The 19,300-nt window shown below is 63.6% G+C and carries 9 protein-coding genes; 5 read left to right on the top strand and 4 right to left on the bottom strand.

Annotated features, from left to right (window positions below; all coding sequences use genetic code 11):
• Positions 1 to 399: 399 nt before the first annotated feature.
• On the top strand, positions 400 to 8,901 hold the full coding sequence (locus tag P9A16_RS29725) for a GH36-type glycosyl hydrolase domain-containing protein (protein ID WP_037408997.1): 8,502 nt from the start codon (positions 400 to 402) through the stop codon (positions 8,899 to 8,901).
• Between the two features lie 25 nt (positions 8,902 to 8,926).
• Positions 8,927 to 10,096, top strand: a complete 1,170-nt coding sequence (locus P9A16_RS29730; protein ID WP_023514827.1) for an OpgC family protein — start codon at positions 8,927 to 8,929, stop codon at positions 10,094 to 10,096.
• A gap of 7 nt (positions 10,097 to 10,103) precedes the next feature.
• Here the strand turns inward: P9A16_RS29730 and P9A16_RS29735 are convergent, their stop codons facing one another.
• The gene (locus P9A16_RS29735; protein ID WP_024271351.1) at positions 10,104 to 11,861 is read right to left on the bottom strand and encodes a glucan ABC transporter ATP-binding protein/ permease; all 1,758 of its coding nucleotides are present in this window, start codon (positions 11,859 to 11,861) and stop codon (positions 10,104 to 10,106) included.
• 301 nt (positions 11,862 to 12,162) lie between these two features.
• On the opposite strand from P9A16_RS29735, the gene P9A16_RS29740 reads away from it, so the two are divergent.
• The 3 genes from P9A16_RS29740 (at position 12,163) to P9A16_RS29750 (ending at position 17,272) form a co-directional block, all read left to right on the top strand.
• Positions 12,163 to 12,903, top strand: coding sequence for a LuxR family transcriptional regulator (locus P9A16_RS29740; protein ID WP_023516201.1), 741 nt, complete (start codon positions 12,163 to 12,165; stop codon positions 12,901 to 12,903).
• A gap of 217 nt (positions 12,904 to 13,120) precedes the next feature.
• The gene (gene pyc, locus P9A16_RS29745) at positions 13,121 to 16,579 is read left to right on the top strand and encodes a pyruvate carboxylase (RefSeq protein WP_023516200.1); all 3,459 of its coding nucleotides are present in this window, start codon (positions 13,121 to 13,123) and stop codon (positions 16,577 to 16,579) included.
• Positions 16,580 to 16,720: 141 nt separating this feature from the next.
• Entirely contained in the window at positions 16,721 to 17,272 is a 552-nt protein-coding gene (locus P9A16_RS29750) for a GNAT family N-acetyltransferase (RefSeq protein ID WP_023516199.1), read from the top strand.
• 4 nt (positions 17,273 to 17,276) lie between these two features.
• Here the strand turns inward: P9A16_RS29750 and P9A16_RS29755 are convergent, their stop codons facing one another.
• The 3 genes from P9A16_RS29755 to P9A16_RS29765 all read right to left on the bottom strand — a co-directional run.
• Positions 17,277 to 17,651, bottom strand: a complete 375-nt coding sequence (locus P9A16_RS29755) for a DUF2794 domain-containing protein (RefSeq protein WP_023516198.1) — start codon at positions 17,649 to 17,651, stop codon at positions 17,277 to 17,279.
• 409 nt (positions 17,652 to 18,060) lie between these two features.
• Positions 18,061 to 18,780, bottom strand: coding sequence for a DUF1223 domain-containing protein (locus P9A16_RS29760; protein ID WP_245290180.1), 720 nt, complete (start codon positions 18,778 to 18,780; stop codon positions 18,061 to 18,063).
• Between the two features lie 331 nt (positions 18,781 to 19,111).
• The coding region (locus P9A16_RS29765; RefSeq protein WP_278026274.1) for a hypothetical protein at positions 19,112 to 19,300 on the bottom strand (189 nt) is incomplete at its 5' end.

A 19,300-nucleotide genomic window follows, 5' to 3' on the forward strand; every position in this document is an offset into this window, starting at 1 on the left:
GCGGTTTGGACACAGCTTGGCGGGCAGCCAGATGGGCGGGCGGGAACTTTTTCCTGCCGCATCCATTTGCCATTCCCCTGCTCCTTGTGTCCGCTCGCCTCCTGCGAGGGCGCACGATTCACCAAAACCGCAGATGAGGGTCGATGCTGCGCCATCCGGTCATGTTGACATGTTGCAAGTCTCTGTCCTTACGGCTAAAAAATGCCGTTTTCATGCACCACGCGGCCAGGATGCCAACCAGCGTGTCGCTTGAGCCATGTCCATTCCAATCGCGCCGTCCGGGCGCTGTTTGGTCACATGGCTGATCGCGGCACCGAGATGAAACCTGCCCGCAAAAAACCGTTCGGCGCAAAGGCCGTCGCCGGATGGTTCCATATGGCCGGATCCAGAATCAGAAACATGCCCCTTCACAATACGCCGCAAGCCCCTTCGCGCGACGCCGACGCCAAGCAGATCGATTATAACGATTCGATCCGCGCCACCTATCTGTCGCTGGAGGAGCTCGCCGATTGCGGTGAAGCGCTGGCGCGCGACAAGACCGCGGCGCTGCCCGGCTTCCACCCTTTCGAATTCCGCGCCCGGCACAAGGAAAACGAGAAGGAAATCTTTCGCGTCTATCGCGCCACGGCCAAGGATGTCGAAGCCGGTGCGCAGATCACGCCGGCGGCCGAATGGCTGCTCGACAACTACTACGTCGTCGAAGAGGCGATCCAGGAAGTGCGACGCGATTTTCCGCGCCGCTTCTATCGCCAGCTTCCGACCATCGAGATCGAAGGGCAGGTGATGCCGCGCACGCTGGCGCTTGCCTGGCTCTATGTCGCGCACACCCATAGCGGCGTCTCGCATGAGGGGCTGACGGCTTTTGTTCAGGGCTTCCAGAAGATCGACGCGCTGAAGATCGGCGAGCTCTGGGCGCTGCCCTCCTTCATCCGCTTCGTGCTGCTTGAAAACCTCCGCCGCATTTCCAGCCGCGTCGAGCGTTCGCGCAAGATGCGTTTCAAGGCCAACGAGGTGGCCGATGAGCTGATCCGCCTCAACGATCCGGAAAAGTCCATCGCGCATCTCCAGTCGCTGGAAAGCTTCATCGAGGACAATACGTTCGTCATCCAGCTGCTTTATCGCCTGCGCGACGGCCTCCAGGCCTCCGGCGCGGTGATCCAGTGGCTGGAGCGCAAGATCGAGAGCCGCGGCAGCGACCTCGAAGAACTGATCGTCGCGGAGAACAACCGCCTCTCCTCCGGCAACGTCACGATGAGTTCGCTCATCAAGAGCCTGCGCTCGGTGGACGATACCGAGTGGCCGGTCTGGTTCGAAAGCGTCAGCCGCCTCGACGAGGCGCTGCGCCAGGGGTCCGACTACAGCGACCTCGATTTCGGCTCGCGCAACAAGTATCGCAACACGATCGAGCGCTTCGCCCGCAGATCCGGCAAGACCGAGCTTGAGGTGACCGAGACGGCACTGGCGATGACCGCGGAAGACGCCGCGGCGCATGTCGAGGACCTCGACTACGAGGCCAATGTCGCCGCCTTCCTCGTGGGCAAGAAGCGGAAGCTGCTCGAAAAGCGCATCGGCTACCGGCCGTCGATCGTCCAGCGCATCGTGCGTTTCGGCCGCAAGCTCGACTGGTTCGCCATTGCCGGACCCAATATCATCCTGACGCTGCTGGCGATGATCGCGGTCTATTATTTCCTCGATCAGCTCGACATTCCCGACGGCGCATGGCTGATCATGCTGGTGCTTTTCGCGCTGCCGGCGTCCGAAGGGGCGACGGGCCTGTTCAACACGCTTGTCACCTTCTTCGTCACGCCGTCGCGCCTTGTCGGCTACGAGTTCAAGGACGGGATTCCCGAGGATGCGCGCACGCTCGTCGTCGTGCCGTGTCTGATCTCCAAGCGCGACCATGTCGACGAACTGGTGCGCAATCTCGAAGTCCACTATCTCGCCAATCCGCGCGGCGAGATCTATTTCTCGCTGCTCAGCGACTGGGCGGACAGCCAGGCGGAGGAATCCCCCGCCGATCTCGACGTGCTCGATTATGCCAAGCGCGAGATCGCGACGCTTTCGGCGCGCTATGCCTATGACGGCCGCACGCGCTTTTATCTCCTGCACCGCCGCCGCCTGTTCAACCCGTCCGAGGGGTGCTGGATGGGCTGGGAGCGCAAGCGCGGCAAGCTGCACGAGCTGAACCTCCTTCTGCGGGGTGACGGCGACACGACCTTCCTGCCGGGCGCCAACATCGTGCCGGCGGACGTGAAATACGTCATGACGCTCGATTCCGACACGCGCCTGATGCGCGATGCGGTGACCAAGCTCGTCGGCAAGCTGCACCACCCGATCAACCGTCCGGTCATCGACACGGAAAAGAACGAAGTCACCGCCGGCTACAGCATTTTGCAGCCGCGCGTCACGCCGTCCCTGACGACGGGCAAGGAAGCCTCGACCTTCCAGCGCATCTTCTCCGCCGACCGCGGCATCGACCCCTATGTCTTCACGGTGTCCGACGTCTACCAGGATTTCGCCGGCGAAGGCACGTTCACCGGCAAGGGCCTCTACCATGTCGACGCCTTCGAGGCGGCGGTGAAGGGCCGCATCGAGGAAAACTCGGTGCTCAGCCACGACCTGCTCGAAGGCTCCTTGGCGCATTGCGCGCTGGTGACGGATGTCGAGCTGGTCGAGGATTTCCCGACGCGCTACGGCGTCGAAACATCGCGCCAGCATCGCTGGGCGCGTGGCGACTGGCAGCTGCTGCCGTATATTTTCGGCCCGTCGAGCGGCATTTCCATGCTCGGTCGCTGGAAGATGTACGACAACCTGCGCCGCAGCCTCATCCCGATCGGCTGGCTCGTCGCCTCCGTGATGGGCTGGTACTACATGGAGCCGCGCCAGGCGCTGATCTGGCAGCTCGTGCTGATCTTCCTGCTTTTCGTCGCCCCGACGCTCTCGCTGATTTCAGGCGTCATGCCGCGCCGCAACGACATTGTCGCCCGCGCGCACGTGCATCGCGTGATCTCCGACATCCGGGCGGCCAACGCACAGGTGGCGCTGCGTATCGTCTTCATCGCCCATTCGGCGGCGCTGATGGCCGATGCCATCGTGCGTTCGCTCTATCGCACGCTGGTCAGCCGCAAGCTGATGCTGGAATGGCGCACGGCCGCGCAGGCCGACAGCGCGGCGCGCGGCGGTATTCTCGCCCATTACAAGTCGATGTGGCAGGCTCCGGCGCTTGCCGCCCTTTCCGTGGCGCTTGCCATGATTTCGGATACGGGCCTTCCTTACATCGGCATTCCCTTTGCTCTCGTCTGGGCTCTGTCGCCCATGATCGCCTGGTATGTCAGCCAGACAGCCGAGACCGAGGACCAGCTCGTCGTTTCCGATTATGTTGCAACGGAGCTGCGCAAGATCGCCCGTCGCACCTGGCGCTACTTCGAAGAGTTCGTCACGGCCGAACAGCACTACCTGCCGCCGGACAATTTCCAGGAGACGCCGCAACCGGTGCTCGCCGAGCGCACCTCGCCGACCAATATCGGCGTCTATCTGCTCTCGGTCATCTCCGCGCGCGATTTTGGCTGGATCAGCTTCGAGGAAACGGTCCGCCGCCTTGAACAGACGATCGCCACCATCGACGGCATGCCGAAATATCGCGGCCACCTCTACAACTGGTATCGCACCAACACGCTGGAAACGCTGGGACCGCGCTACGTTTCGGCGGTCGACAGCGGCAACCTCGCGGGTCACCTCATCGCCATCTCCTCTATGTGCCGCGAATGGGCCGAAGCCCCCTCGGCGCATCTTCAGGGCAGCCTTGACGGCATCGGCGACGTTGCCTCGATCCTCTCCGAGACGCTGAAGGACCTGCCGGATGACCGGAAGACCGTGCGTCCGCTGCGCCGCCTCATCGAGGAGCGTATCGCCGGCTTCCAGAATGCGCTTGCCGCAGTCAAGCGCGAGCATGAGTTCGCCTCCATCCGCGTCATCAACCTCTCGGTGCTGGCACGCGACGTCAACAAGCTGATCGTCAACCTCGACCACGAGATCAAATCGGCTGAGAGCGGCGAGCTTGCCAAATGGGCCGGCGCGCTGGTCTCGACCTGCGAGGCGCATATCGCCGACAGCGTTTTCGACCTCGGCAGCATCGAGGGCCTGCGCGAACGCCTCATCGTGCTGCGCGACCGCTCGCGCGACATCGCCTTCACAATGGATTTCGGCTTCCTCTTCCGGCCGGAGCGCCGCCTGTTGTCGATCGGCTACCGCGTCGAGACCAACGAACTCGACGAGGCCTGCTACGACCTGCTCGCTTCCGAAGCGCGCCTCACCAGCCTCTTCGCCATCGCCAAGGGAGACCTTCCCACCGAGCACTGGTACAAGCTCGGCCGTCCGGTCGTGCCGGTCGGCTCGCGTGGGGCACTGGTCTCCTGGTCCGGCTCGATGTTCGAATACCTGATGCCGCCGCTCGTCATGCAGGAGCGCCAGGGCGGCATCCTGAACCAGACGAACAATCTCGTCGTCGTCGAGCAGATGAACCACGGCCGCCGCCTCGGCACGCCCTGGGGCATTTCGGAAGCGGCCTTCAACGCCCGCGACCACGAGCTGACCTACCAGTACACCAATTTCGGCGTGCCGACGCTCGGCCTCAAGCGCGGCCTCGGCCAGAATGCCGTCATCGCGCCCTATGCCTCGCTGCTGGCGACGCAATATGCCCCGACGGCGGCGCTGGAAAACCTCGAACGCCTGCGCAAACTCGGCGCGCTCGGCGTTTACGGCTTCCACGATGCCGTCGACTTTACGCCGACCCGCGTGCCCGAAGGAAAAACCTGCGCCGTGGTGAAGAACTACATGGCGCACCATCACGGCATGTCGATCGCCGCCGTCGCCAACGTCGTCTTCAACGGCGCGCTGCGCGAACGCTTCCACGCCGACCCCGTCATCGAGGCGGCCGAACTGCTGCTGCAGGAAAAGGCGCCGCGCGACATTCCTGTCATCAACGCCAAGCGCGAGCCGGAAACCGTTGGCAGCACGCAGGCCGATTTGCTGCGCCCGGAAATCCGCATCATCAAGGAGCCCTTCTCCAAGGAGCGCGAGACCGTCTTCCTGTCGAACGGCCACTATGCCGTCATGCTGACGGCCACCGGTGCCGGCTATTCGCGCTGGAACGGCCAGTCCGTCACGCGCTGGAAGCCTGATCCGACCGAGGACCGCTGGGGTTCCTTCCTCTTCCTGCGCGATACCGCGACGAATGAGTGGTGGTCCGCTACCGCTGAGCCGAAGCGCATCGAGGGTGAGGTCACGAAAACCCAGTTCGGCGACGACAAGGCGGAATTCATCAAGACCGTCGGCACGCTGACCAGCGAGGTCGAGTGCATCGTCGCCACCGAGCACGACGCCGAAGGCCGCCGCCTGACGCTGCTCAACACCGGGCCGGAAGACCGCTTCATCGAAGTGACGTCCTATATGGAGCCCGTCATCTCGACGGACGAGGCCGACAACGCCCATCCGATGTTCTCGAAAATGTTCATCAAGACGGAGATCGGCAAGCGCGGCGACGTCATCCGTGCCGAGCGGCAGAAGCGCAATCCGAACGAACCGGACATGTCCATCGCCCATCTCATCGTGGACAATGCCGGTCCCTCGCGCCGCACCGAGGTCGAGACCGACCGCCGCCGCTTCGTCGGCCGTGGCCGCTCGCTGACGACCGCCGCCGCCTTCGAACCGGGCGCGCAGCTTTCGGGCACGGACGGCTTTACGCTCGATCCGGTCATGGCGCTGCGCCGCGTGGTGCGCGTGCCGGCGGGCAAGAAGGTCAAGGTCATCTTCTGGACCGTTGCGGCCCCGAGCCGCGCGGAGGTGGATGCCGCCATCGACCGCTATCGCCATCCGGACAGTTTCAACCACGAAATGATCCATGCCTGGACGCGCTCGCAGGTGCATATGCGCCATGTCGGCGTCACCTCTCAGGAAGCGGCGAGCTTCCAGATGCTCGGCCGCTACCTCACCTATCCGGACATGCATCTCAGGGCCGACACCGGCACGATCGAGAACGGCCTCACCGCCCAGTCAGCGCTCTGGCCGCTGGCGATCTCGGGCGATTTCCCGATCTTCGTGCTGCGCATCAACGATGAGATCGACGTGGAAGTCGCCCGCGAGGCGCTGCGCGCGCAGGATTACCTGCGTCATCGCGGCGTCGTCGCGGATCTCGTCATCCTCAACGAGCGCGCCGCCTCCTATGCGCAGGACATGCAGCACACGCTCGACCATATGTGCGAGAACCTGCGCATCCGCAGCCAGTCCGACGGTGCGCGCCAGCATGTCTTCACGGTGCGCCGCGACCTGATGGACGTCACCACCTGGCAGGCGCTGCTGGCGACGGCCCGCGCCGTCTTCCACGCCCGCAACGGCACGCTTTCCGACCAGATCGCCCGCACGGTCTCCCTCTTCTCGACACCGCGCGGCGAGGAAGAGGCGAAGGCGGAAGCAACGCCGGCGCCGGTGCCGAAACTGCCCGCCCCGGTCGCCGATGAACCGGTGGAGATCGACGGCAAGGGCCTGACCTTCTGGAACGGTTTCGGCGGTTTCAACGAGGAGCGCCGGGAATATGCCGTGCGCCTTCGCGGCGGCGAGGCGACGCCTCAGCCGTGGATCAACGTCATCGCCAACCAGCATTTCGGCTTCCATGTTTCTGCAGAAGGCGCGAGCTACACCTGGAGCCGCAATTCGCGCGATTTCCAGCTGACGCACTGGACGAACGATCCTGTCATCAACCGCCCGGGCGAGGCTTTCTACATACGGGACAACGACCGCGGTACGGTCGCCACGCCGTTTGCCGCCCTGTCGCGCAAGAAGTCGGTCAAGTTCGAAACCTGGCATGGCCTCGGCTATTCCGCGTTCCGCAGCTGGGAGGACGGTATCGAACTCGATCTCGTGCAGACGGTCGATCCGGAAGAGCCGGTCAAATATTCCCGTCTCGCCCTCAAGAACACCGGTGAGACAGAGCGCAGCCTGACGGTCTATGGCTATGTCGAATGGGTGCTCGGCAACAACCCGGCGAAGACCGCGCCCTTCGTGCTGACCAGCCATGACGAGGAGAGCGGTGCGCTCTTTGCCACCAATCCCTACAGCTTCGATTTTGCGGGAAGAACCAGCTTCTTCGCCGTCGATGCGCCGGTCGCAGGCTTCACCGCCAAGCGTCGTGAGTTCATCGGCCGTGGCGGCGATATCGTGCTGCCGGGTGCGGTCGTGGCAGGGCAGGCGCTGTCGGGTGCGGCCGAGGGCATTGGCGATCCCTGCGCGGCGCTCGCGGTCGAGATCGTGCTGAAGCCCGGCGAGAAGCGTGAACTGCTCTTCGTGCTCGGCGATACGGCCGACGCCGACGGTGCCAGGGCGCTTGCCGAAAAGAGCCGCTCGGCTGATTTCGACGCAGTCATGGCCACCGTCCGCGCCTACTGGAGCGATTTCACCGGAACGCTGCAGGTCAAGACGCCGGATGCGGCGCTCGACCGGATGGTCAACGACTGGCTGCCCTATCAGGCGCTCGGTTGCCGTATCCAGGCCCGGTCGGCCTTCTATCAGGCGAGCGGCGCCTACGGCTTCCGCGACCAGCTGCAGGATACGCTGGCCTTTGTGCTTCACCGGCCGGAACTGGCCCGCCGCCAGATCCTCAATGCGGCAGCGCGCCAGTTCGTCGAAGGTGACGTGCAGCACTGGTGGCTGCCCGACAGCGGTGCCGGTGTGCGCACCATGATTTCCGACGACGTGGTGTGGCTCGCCCATGCGGTGGAGTATTACTGCCGCACCACCGGCGACCGCGGGATTCTCGATGAGACGCTGGCCTTCATCCAGGGCGCTCCGCTTGCGGAGGGCCAGCACGATGCCTTCTACACACCGGAACGCTCGGGGGAAGAGGCATCCCTCTACGAACATTGCGCCCGTGCGCTCGATCTTGCGCTTCGTCGCACCGGAGAGAACGGCTTGCCGCTCATCCTCGGCGGTGACTGGAACGACGGCATGAACCGCGTCGGCGAGGCGGGCCGGGGCACGAGCGTCTGGCTCGGCTGGTTCCTGGCCGGCACGCTCTCGGGCTTCATTCCGGTCGCCCGCGAGCGTGGCGACCAACCGCGCGCGGACCAGTGGCAGGAGCATCTCGGCCGCCTCAAGGTCGTGCTGGAAACCACGGGCTGGGACGGAGGCTACTACCGCCGCGGCTACTTCGATGACGGCACGCCGCTCGGTTCGGCCGAAAGCGCCGAATGCCGGATCGATTCCATCGCGCAGAGCTGGAGCGTCCTGTCCGCTGTCGGTGATGTGGCGCGTTCGCGGCAGGCGATGGATGCAGTCATGGCCGAGCTGGTTGACCGGGAGAACGGAATCATCCGCCTGTTCACGCCGCCCTTTGTCGAGACGCCGCAGGATCCGGGCTACATCAAGGCCTATCCGCCGGGCGTGCGGGAAAATGGTGGGCAGTATACCCATGCCTCGACCTGGGTCGTGCTGGCGCTTGCCCGCCTCGGCCGGGCGGAGGATGCCTGGGCCTGCTTCAACATCCTCAACCCCGTCAACCACGCGCTGACGCCCGAAGCCGCCGAGCTCTATCGCGTGGAACCCTACGTCGTCGCCGCCGACGTCTACGGCGAAGGTGAGCGCACGGGGCGTGGCGGCTGGACCTGGTATACGGGCTCGGCCGGCTGGCTCTACCGCGCCGCGGTGGAAGGCATTCTGGGGATCCGCAAGGAAGGTGGCCGTCTTTTCGTCAATCCGGTGCTGCCGGCCTCGTGGGACGGCTATGAGGCGACGCTCGATCTTGACGGCAGGAAACTGTCGATCCGCGTCGAGCGTGGCGGTGACGGGGGATGGCAAACAACTGTGAACGGCTCTGTCATCAAATCTTCAAACGAGGGTTATTTGCTCTGATTCACGCCATGTGGATCAGAGTATCATGACAGACAGACAAGGACCGACGGGCGTCGTGCCGCGGCAACGCGACACGCGCCTCGACGTTTTCAGGGCCCTCGCCCTCCTGACGATCTTCGTCAATCACGTTCCCGGCCAGTATCTGGAGCACCTGACGCACAAGAATTTCGGCTTTTCCGATTCGGCGGAAGCCTTCGTGCTGATATCGGGCATGTCGGTCGGCCTTGCCTATGGATCGCGCTTCGCCATCGGCGAACGGCTGGCGGTGACGCTGCGCATCTTGCGCCGCGCCCTCACGCTCTATGTCGCCCATATCATGATGAGCGTCATCACTTTCGCCATCTTTGCCGGCGGGGCGCTGTGGTTCAGCCGGCCGGATCTCCTGTCGGAGATCAACCTGCGTGCCGTCGTCGACCGCACGGAGCAGGGCGTCGTCAGCATGGTGCTGCTCGGCCACCAGTTCGGCTACAACAACATCCTCTCCATGTATGCCGTGGTCTTCCTGATGCTGCCGGGATTTCTCTGGCTCTACCAGCGCAGCGCCTACCTGTTGCTCGCCGTCTCCGGCACGCTCTGGCTCTGTGCGGGCATCTGGCAGATCGCGCCGTCGAATTTTCTCGACGACGGTTACTGGTTCCTCAATCCGCTGTCCTGGCAGTTCCTCTTCGTCATCGGTTTTGTCGGTGTGCTGCGCGCGAAGAAGAAGGGTTTTTCGCGCAATCCGGTCATGATGGCGCTCTCGGCGACCTATCTCGCCGTCTCGTTCGTCTGGGTCGTGTTCTCCTGGTGGAACATCGACTTTTCCTATGGCTTGCCTGCCGTGCTCACCGGCTTCGACAAGACCTTTCTTTCAACGACCCGCCTTCTCCATGTGCTGGCAGGGGCCTATCTGTTGGCGGTCATCCCGGCCCTTTCGAACTGGGCGGCGCTGCCGCTCTCCCACCCGCTTGTCGCGGTCGGACGGCATTCGCTCGCCGTCTTCATTTTCGGCACGATCCTCGCCATGGTGGGACAGGTGATGATGTTCGTCACGGGCAAGAACCCGATCCTCGGCACGCTCTATGCCATCGTCGGCATTGCGTTGCATTTCGCCTATGCGCGGTACCTCGACTGGCAGGCCGCCGTCATCGCCCAGAATGCGAAACGGCAGGGCCTGAAGGCCCTGCCGGTCAAAAGCGATACGCCGAAGCGATGACGGCGGTTCAGGCGGCCGTGTGGCTCTTGCGCACGTCGTCATCCGTCAGGATGCCGCTGGCGCGCAGCAGGGCGGCGAAGCGGCCGTTGCTCTGGCTGAGGTCGTCGAACGTCCCCATTTCGGCGATCTTGCCGTGATCCATGAAGACGACGAGATCGGCTTCGCGGACCGTCGACAGGCGGTGCGCGATGATGAAGGTCGTGCGGTTGCGGCGCAGGGAATCGATGGCCGCCTTGACGCGCGCCTCCGTCTCTACGTCGAGCGCACTGGTCGCCTCGTCGAGCACAAGGATCGGTGCGTTCTTCAGGATTGCACGGGCAATCGCGATGCGCTGGCGCTCGCCACCCGAAAGGCGGTTTCCGCGCTCGCCGACATGGGTCTCGTAGCCGCTCTGGCGTGAGGTGATGAAATCGCCTGCCGCCGCCGCCGCCGCCGCCGCCTCGATTTCTTCCTGTGTGGCGCCTTCGCGCCCGAGGCGGATATTGTCGGAGATCGAGCGGTTGAGCAGGCCCGCATCCTGGAACACGGTGGCGATCGAGCGGCGCAGCGATTTGCGTGTCACCGTCGAGATGTCGACACCGTCGATGAGGATCTGGCCGGACTTCGGCTCGTAGACGCGCTGCAGCAGGTTGACCAGCGTCGTCTTGCCGGCACCCGTCGGGCCGACGATGGCGACGGTCTGGCCGGCCTCCACCGTGAAGGAGACGTCGTTGACACCCTGGGTGGCGTTGGCGAAGTCAAAGCTGATGTTGCGGTACTCGACCTTGCCCTTGACGTCGCCGAGATCGCCCGCGCCGGTCGGTTCCTCGCGCTCCTTGACGGCGTCCTCCAGCGAAAAGAAGTCTTCCAGCTTCGCACGCGCTTCGAAGATCTGCGTGGCGAAGGCCTTCATCTGGTCGAGGCGACCGATCAGCAGGCCGGCGAAGCCGATGAAGGCAATGACGTCGCCCACCTTGATCTCGCCCCGCTGCACGAGCACCGTGCCGATGACGAGGATCGTCATCATCGAGATCGTCGAGGCGATGCGGTTGAGGGCGCTGGCGAGTGCCCACCAGTCGAGCACCGGATACTGCGCATTGATCAGTCGCTCGGCAAAACGCTTCAACTCCCGCGTTTCGGCCTCGATTCGGTTGTAGCTATGCACGACCGAGACGTTGCTGATCGAATCCGACACATGGGAGAAGACGGTGTGATAATGGTTTTCGACCGAAGCCTGGCCCTCGCGGGTGCGGTTCATCACGACCTTGCCGATTATGACATAGAGCACGCCGAGCACCACGAGCACCAGCGAGAGGCGGTAGTCCATCACAAATGCCGTGGGAATGAGCAGGACGAGCGCGACGGCGGTGGCAAGGTGTGTACGCATGAATTCGAGCCAGAGGCCGAACAGCGTTTCGCAGGCGCGCAGCAGGGTGTGAAGCGCATTGGAGGTGCCGCGCTGGCTATGCCAGGCGAGCGGCATGGAGATGATGCGGCCGAAGGCTTCCGTCAGCAGGCTCGCCCGCCGGCCATGCGCCAGCCTGTCGGCCTCGCGCGCAACGAGCACGAAGGCGATCGTGTTGAACAGGCCGAAACCAGCCCACAGGAGCAGCATGGGCGTCACGTCGCCCTTGGTGGAAATGGCATCGATGATGCGGCCAAACAGGATCGGCTCGGCAATGGCGATCACCGCGAGCACGATGTTGGCGGCGACGACCGAGCCGACGCGGAGCTTGTAGACCCCGAGATAGCTGAGGGCTCTTGCATAGACCTGAAACAAAGACACGAATGCGGGCCTTTCCGGCGATACCTGTTGTGCGGTGCAGCGTTGGCACCTTCTGTCCCTTGGCTCAGCGTATTAATCAGCGGAAGAGGCAAAAGTTCTTCCCAGTCAAGCAAATTTCATGACTCGGGTGAAATCTTGCGTGATTATGCGATTTCAGGTCTGCCATGCATGCAAAGCGATTGATTTTCCCGCCGCCTTCCTGCCATCTGTCAGATGGGGACAATGAATGGGGCGCTTGGGTCGATTGCGGCCGGGTTCAGCTTTATCAGTTGCTTAACAAAGCTATTCAAGCGCGGGGCACATGAAGATCAACTTGCTGGTGCAGTTTCTTGCACTGATCGACGAGTTGCGCGGCCGGGAGGAAACCACGGCCGAGTTCGAACGTCTCATCAAGTTGTATGGGTTCGATTACTACGGGCTTCTCCAGGCGCCGAAGCCGGTGGAGGATCCGCCGAGCCTCTTGCTTGCCGGCCACTGGCCCAAGGGCTGGCCGGAAACCTATATGCGCAAGCGCTATATGCAGGTCGATCCGACGGTGCGTTATCTCGGCCATGCACAGGCAGGTTTCCGCTGGCGCGACACGCTCGGTGCTTTCCGCCTCAGCCCGCATCGCAAGCGCATGGAGCGCATGATGGTGGATGCGCGCCAGAATGGGCTGGAGGATGGCTACGTCTTCCCCGTTCACGGCCGCCGGGGGCTTCTCGGCAGCCTCAGCCTCGGCGGCAAGCCGATCGATCTGGAGAGCGTGGAGGTCGGGCTGTTCGACAGCATCGCGCGACGGCTCTACTGGAAGCTCATCCATGCCGCCGATCCGGACGCTGCCGCCCGTCTTTCGGCGGTGGTGGATGTGGAATTGACGCGCCGCGAAATGGAGGCGCTCAGCCTGCTTGCCGAAGGCATGACCTCCCACGACATCGGCCGTGTTCTCGGCATATCCAGCCATACGGTGGACTGGTACATGAACGGCATCCAGGAAAAGCTCGGTGCGCGCAACCGGCACCATGCCATCGCCATTGCCTTCCGGCTGGGGCTCGTCTCCTGAGCCTTCGTGGCGAACCGCGCTTTACGAAAACGCCGTATCCCCATTGATCTGCGCAAGAGCCTTGCGCCGGCCTCGGCCTGTCTTTGCAGAAATTGCGCTCTCCGCCGCAAATCTTTCGCCGGATGGCGACTCCAAAATTGAACTTTGAAAATTACCCGCTAATAATTCTCTTCGCGGGTGCAGCATTTCCCGCTTCCAAGTCATTGAGGAGTCCGACTTGCCCATTTCCAAGATCCTTGTCGCCAACCGTTCTGAAATCGCCATTCGCGTGTTCCGCGCGGCCAATGAACTGGGGCTCAAAACGGTCGCGATATGGGCGGAAGAGGACAAACTGGCGCTGCATCGCTTCAAGGCGGACGAAAGCTACCAGATCGGCCGCGGCTCGCATCTTTCGCGGGATCTCGGCCCCATCGAGAGCTACCTGTCGATCGACGAGGTGATCCGCGTCGCCAGGCTTTCCGGTGCTGACGCGATCCATCCCGGCTACGGCCTCCTGTCGGAAAGCCCGGAATTCGTCGATGCGTGCGATGCTGCCGGCATCACCTTCATCGGCCCGCGGCCCGATACGATGCGCCAGCTCGGCAACAAGGTCGCGGCGCGCAATCTCGCCATTTCCGTCGGCGTACCCGTCGTGCCCGCCACCGATCCGCTGCCGGATGACGAGACGGAAATCCACCGTCTGGCCACCGAAATCGGCTATCCCGTCATGCTCAAGGCCTCCTGGGGCGGCGGCGGACGCGGCATGCGCGCCATCCGCGATCCGAAGGACCTGATCCGCGAGGTGACGGAAGCCAAGCGCGAGGCCAAGGCCGCCTTCGGCAAGGACGAGGTCTATCTTGAAAAGCTCGTCGAGCGCGCCCGTCACGTCGAAAGCCAGATCCTCGGCGATACCCACGGCAATGTCGTGCATCTCTTCGAGCGTGACTGCTCCATCCAGCGCCGCAACCAGAAGGTCGTCGAGCGGGCGCCTGCGCCTTACCTTTCCCAGGCGCAGCGCCAGGAACTGGCCGACTATTCGCTGAAGATCGCCCGGGCGACCAACTATGTCGGCGCCGGCACGGTCGAATACCTGATGGATGTCGATACCGGAAAGTTCTACTTCATCGAGGTGAACCCGCGCATCCAGGTCGAGCACACCGTCACGGAGGTCGTGACTGGCATCGACATCGTCAAGGCGCAGATTCACATCCTCGACGGCGAGGCGATCGGCACGCCGGAATCCGGCGTTCCCAAGCAGGAAGACATCCGCCTCAATGGCCATGCGCTGCAGTGCCGCATCACCACGGAAGACCCGGAACAGAACTTCATTCCCGACTATGGCCGCATCACCGGCTACCGCTCGGCCTCCGGCTTCGGCATCCGTCTGGACGGCGGCACGGCCTATCCGGGCGCGGTCATCACCCGCTTCTACGATCCGCTGCTCGTCAAGGTCACGGCCTGGGCGCCGGGGCCGTTGGAGGCCATCACCCGCATGGACCGCGCGCTGCGCGAGTTCCGCATCCGCGGTGTCGCCACCAATCTCACCTTCCTCGAGGCGATCATCGGCCACGAGAAATTCCGTGACAACAGCTATACGACCCGCTTCATCGACACGACGCCGGAGCTCTTCCAGCAGGTAAAGCGCCAGGACCGCGCGACGAAACTGCTCACCTATCTCGCCGACGTCACCGTCAACGGCCACCCGGAAGCCAAGGGCCGTCCGAAGCCGCCGGCCGATGTCGCCAAGCCCGTCGTGCCCTTCATCGAGGGCGATATCCCCGCCGGCACCAAGCAGAAGCTCGACGAGCTCGGGCCGAAGAAGTTCGCCGAATGGGTGCGCGCGCAGAACCAGGTCTTCCTCACCGATACGACCATGCGCGATGGCCACCAGTCGCTGCTGGCCACCCGCATGCGCACCCACGACATCGCGCGTGTCGCCGGTACCTATGCGCGGGCGTTGCCGCAGCTCTTCTCGCTGGAATGTTGGGGGGGCGCCACCTTCGACGTCTCCATGCGCTTCTTGACGGAAGACCCGTGGGATCGCCTCGCCCGCATCCGCGAGGACGCGCCGAACCTGCTGCTCCAGATGTTGCTGCGCGGGGCGAACGGCGTCGGCTACAAGAACTATCCCGACAATGTCGTCAAATACTTCGTCCGTCAGGCGGCGAAGGGCGGCATCGACGTTTTCCGCGTCTTCGACTGCCTCAACTGGGTCGACAACATGCGTGTGTCGATGGACGCGGTGGCGGAGGAGAACCGCATCTGCGAGGCGGCGATCTGCTATACCGGCGACCTTCTCAATTCCGCCCGCCCGAAATACGACCTGAAATACTACACGGCCCTTGCGAGCGATCTCGAAAAGGCCGGTGCTCATATGATCGCTGTCAAGGACATGGCCGGTCTTCTGAAGCCGGCGGCCGCGCGCGTGCTCTTCAAGGCGCTGCGCGAGGCAACGGACCTGCCGATCCATTTCCATACCCACGACACGTCGGGTATCGCGGCCGCGACCGTGCTTGCGGCCGTCGAAGCCGGTGCCGACGTGGTGGATGCGGCGATGGACGCACTGTCCGGCAACACGTCCCAGCCTTGCCTCGGCTCGATCGTCGAGGCGTTGAAGGGGTCCGAACGGGATCCGGGCCTTGATCCGGAATGGATCCGTCGCATTTCCTTCTATTGGGAGGCCGTCCGATTCCAGTACGCTGCCTTTGAAAGCGACCTCAAGGGGCCGGCCTCGGAAGTCTACCTGCACGAGATGCCGGGCGGCCAGTTCACCAATCTCAAGGAACAGGCGCGCTCGCTCGGCCTCGAGACCAAGTGGCACCGTGTCGCCCAGGCCTATGCCGACGCCAACCAGATGTTCGGCGACATCGTCAAGGTGACGCCGTCGTCCAAGGTGGTCGGCGACATGGCGCTGATGATGGTCAGCCAGGATCTCACCGTGGCCGACGTGGAAAACCCGGCAAAAGACATCGCCTTCCCGGATTCCGTCGTCTCCATGCTGAAGGGCGACCTCGGCCAGCCCCCGGGCGGCTGGCCGGCAGGCCTCCAGAAGAAGGCGCTGAAGGGCGAGGCGGCCTATACGGCCGTGCCCGGCTCGCTGCTGCCGGCCGCCGATCTCGATGCCGAGCGCAAGGCCATCGAAGACAAGCTGGAGCGCAAGGTCGACGATTTCGAGTTCGCCTCGTATCTGATGTATCCGAAGGTCTTCACCGACTACGCAACGGCCGCCGACATGTACGGTCCGGTCAGCGTGCTGCCGACGCCGGCCTATTTCTACGGGCTTGCGCCGGGTGAGGAGCTCCAGCCAGAAATCGAGAAGGGCAAGTCCCTCGTCATTCTGCACCAGGCGAGGAGCGAGCCGGACGCGCAGGGCATGGTCAAGGTGTTCTTCGAGCTGAACGGCCAGCCGCGCCTCATCAAGGTGCCGGATCGCAACCGTGCCGCCACCTCGGCCGTGCGTCGGAAGGCCGATACCGCCAATGCCGCGCATCTCGGCGCGCCGATGCCCGGCGTCATCTCGACGGTCTCGGTTTCGGCCGGCCAGTCGGTCAAGGCCGGTGACGTGCTGCTCTCCATCGAGGCGATGAAGATGGAAACGGCGCTGCATGCGGAAAAGGACGGCACGATTTCCGAGGTTCTGGTGCGCGCCGGCGACCAGATCGATGCCAAGGACCTTTTGATCGTCTACGGCGCCTGACCGACGGTGTGAGGACGTAAAATCGAGAACGGATGTGGGATGGGCGCTCCATTCCACATCCTTCTCTTGTTTTCAGGCCGTTTCGGACGCAAAACCGGCGCTCGCTTTTTCTGAAATCGCCTTCGAGACCTTGAGGCTTCCATGAGCTTCGTCATCCGCACCGCCGCCCTCGGCGATATTTCCGCCTTCACCGAAATCTACCGCGAATCCGTGCTGAACGGGGTGGCGAGCTACGAGATCGATCCGCCGTCGCTCGACGAGATGGAAGTTCGATTCAAGGCGATCACCGACAGGGGCTATCCCTACATCGTTGCGGTGGAGCAGACCGGCCTCATCCTCGGTTATGCCTATGCGTCGGCCTTCCGCACGCGGCCGGCCTATCGCTGGCTGGTCGAGGATTCGGTCTATCTGGCGCCGGAAGCACGCGGCAAGGGCGTCGGCAAGGCGCTGCTGGCCGAACTGATCCGCCGCTGCACGGAGCTCGGCTTCCGGCAGATGGTGGCGGTCATCGGTGGGGCGCACCCCGCCTCCATCGCCGTGCACAGCGCGGCGGGTTTCGTGCATAGCGGTCACATGACGGCAACCGGCTTCAAGCACGGGCGCTGGCTCGACACGGTCTTCATGCAGCGCGCGCTCGGCGACGGTGCGCAAACCGAGCCCTCGGCGGCGGTTTTTCCGGGAACGATGGCGTAAGGCTTCACGTCTCGACGAGACGGAGCACCTTGTCGAAGACCTTCAGCACCTGTTTCAGCTCATGGCCGCGCTTCAGGATGGTGCCGTGCGTGTTGATGACGCTGTAGGCACCCTGCTTGGCAGCGAGCTTGGGGTTCTTCTCGATGCGGTAGAGCGGCATTTCGCCGGAACGCTTGAAGACAGAGAACACCGCCCTGTCGCGCAGATGGTCGATGGCATAATCCCGCCACTCTCCCTCGCCGACCATGCGGCCGTAGACCCAGAGGATTGCGTCGAGCTCGCGTCGATGGAAGGTCACCGGCAGCGGGTCCCTGCCGTTTCGATAGTCCAGCAGGTCGACCACGACGTTGGAAGCCTGCAAATCCGGCTGGTCGGTCATCGAATCTCCGCGCTTGGTGCATGACGGCTCGATGACAGTGTGCCTGAGCGGTGTCGAAATGCAAGGCGGCTGGTCGATCCGGGCGGTTTCGCAAAAATCCGTCTCGCCGCAATTCAGACAAACAGACGCCCAAATTACAGGAGAGAGTTCGCCGGTCGCAGCTTGTACCGGCCCGCTGCCTTGTGCGGGAAGCCGGCGCGGTACGGGCGGCGTCTGTCGAAGTCGCCCTGTATTCCGTTGCCGGTGACTTCGTCCAGGTCCGGTCCGTCTTTCTTCGAACCCTCAAGCCCCAAGCCCCTCGAAGAAGCCGGACCGGACCTCCCCTGAAACGCTTGCGCGCTCCAGGTTGTTCGTTTTTCCCAAACTGTTTCCGCAAAGCAGCCCGCAGGCGCTGCGCCCTATGCGGATGTTATCGCGTAGCCTTGTCGCCGGTCAGCACCGTCGCGCCCAGGATGGCGCCGGGCGTATCGGCCGTGCGCATGCGCTGGAGCAGCACGGCGCAGCCGCCGGACTTCTTTTTCTTCTTCAGCATGTCGGCAGGCAGGACCAGGTTGGTCTCCTTGCCCTCCCACATGCCGATCGTCTCCATGTCGGTGACGGCGTGCCAGTAGTTCACGGTCTTGCCGCGGTTCTCGCCCTTGTCGATGTTGATCGTGCGCTCGCGCTCGAAATAGGCGATGACGATGTTGGCCTTGCCTTCGCCGGGGCCGACGCGGATGCGCAGTTCGTCGTTCTTCACCTCGACATCGACAGGCACTTCGAGGCCCTTGCTCTCGCCGGGCATGGCGCTGATCCGCGAGCGGATGCCGGTGATGTCGGCGCCGTTGATGTGCTCGCGGCCGTTCAGCACGGCTTGCGGCGTGTAGACGCCGTTGCGGCCGAACATGCGGGCATAGGCATATTGCCGGTCGGTATTGTCCTTGGAGGCGAGCGTGTCGGCCCAGCCGAGATAGTTCCAGTAGTCGACATGGTAGGAGAGCGCGACCACCTCGCCCTCGCGCGCCAGCGTCTCCAGCGCCTTGTCGGCGGGCGGGCAGGACGAGCACCCCTGGCTGGTGAACAGCTCGACGACACCCTTGGGACGAATGGTCTCCCCGGCATGGGCAGCGTCAATGCCGGCTCCCAGCATCAGCAGGATCGCCAGACAGTGCGATATATGCGGTCTCGGCATGATCATTTCCAGTGGAGCGCCGGCAATGGCCAGCCTTTTGAGCCCGTCATACGCGCTTGCCGCTTCAACAGGAAGTCACGATGGAGTGAGCTTCATAGCTGAGAAAAATGCTCCGGAAAATAGAAATGCCGGGGTTTGCAAAACCCCGGCATGAGACTGTCGATCAAGTCTGCCCAACCTCCCCTCCGTCATGGTCGGGCTTGACCTGACCATCCACAGCACGCAGGTGCCGCATGGATCCTCGGGTTTAACCCGAGGATGACGGCGGCGGGTGGGGCACTGAAACCGTTCAAGCTGCGAGGTCTCTCAGGACGGTTTGCAGGATACCGCCGTTGTTCATGTATGTGACCTCGTCGAGGGTATCGATGCGGCAGAGGAGGGGGACGTTTTTCACGGTGCCGTCGGCATAGGTGATGGTTGCGATCTTCTTCTCGCGCGGCTTGATGTCGCCTTCCAGGCCCTCGATGGTGACGGTCTC

This window comes from Shinella sp. 838 (assembly GCF_029623935.1).
In the GTDB taxonomy this organism is placed as follows: domain Bacteria; phylum Pseudomonadota; class Alphaproteobacteria; order Rhizobiales; family Rhizobiaceae; genus Shinella.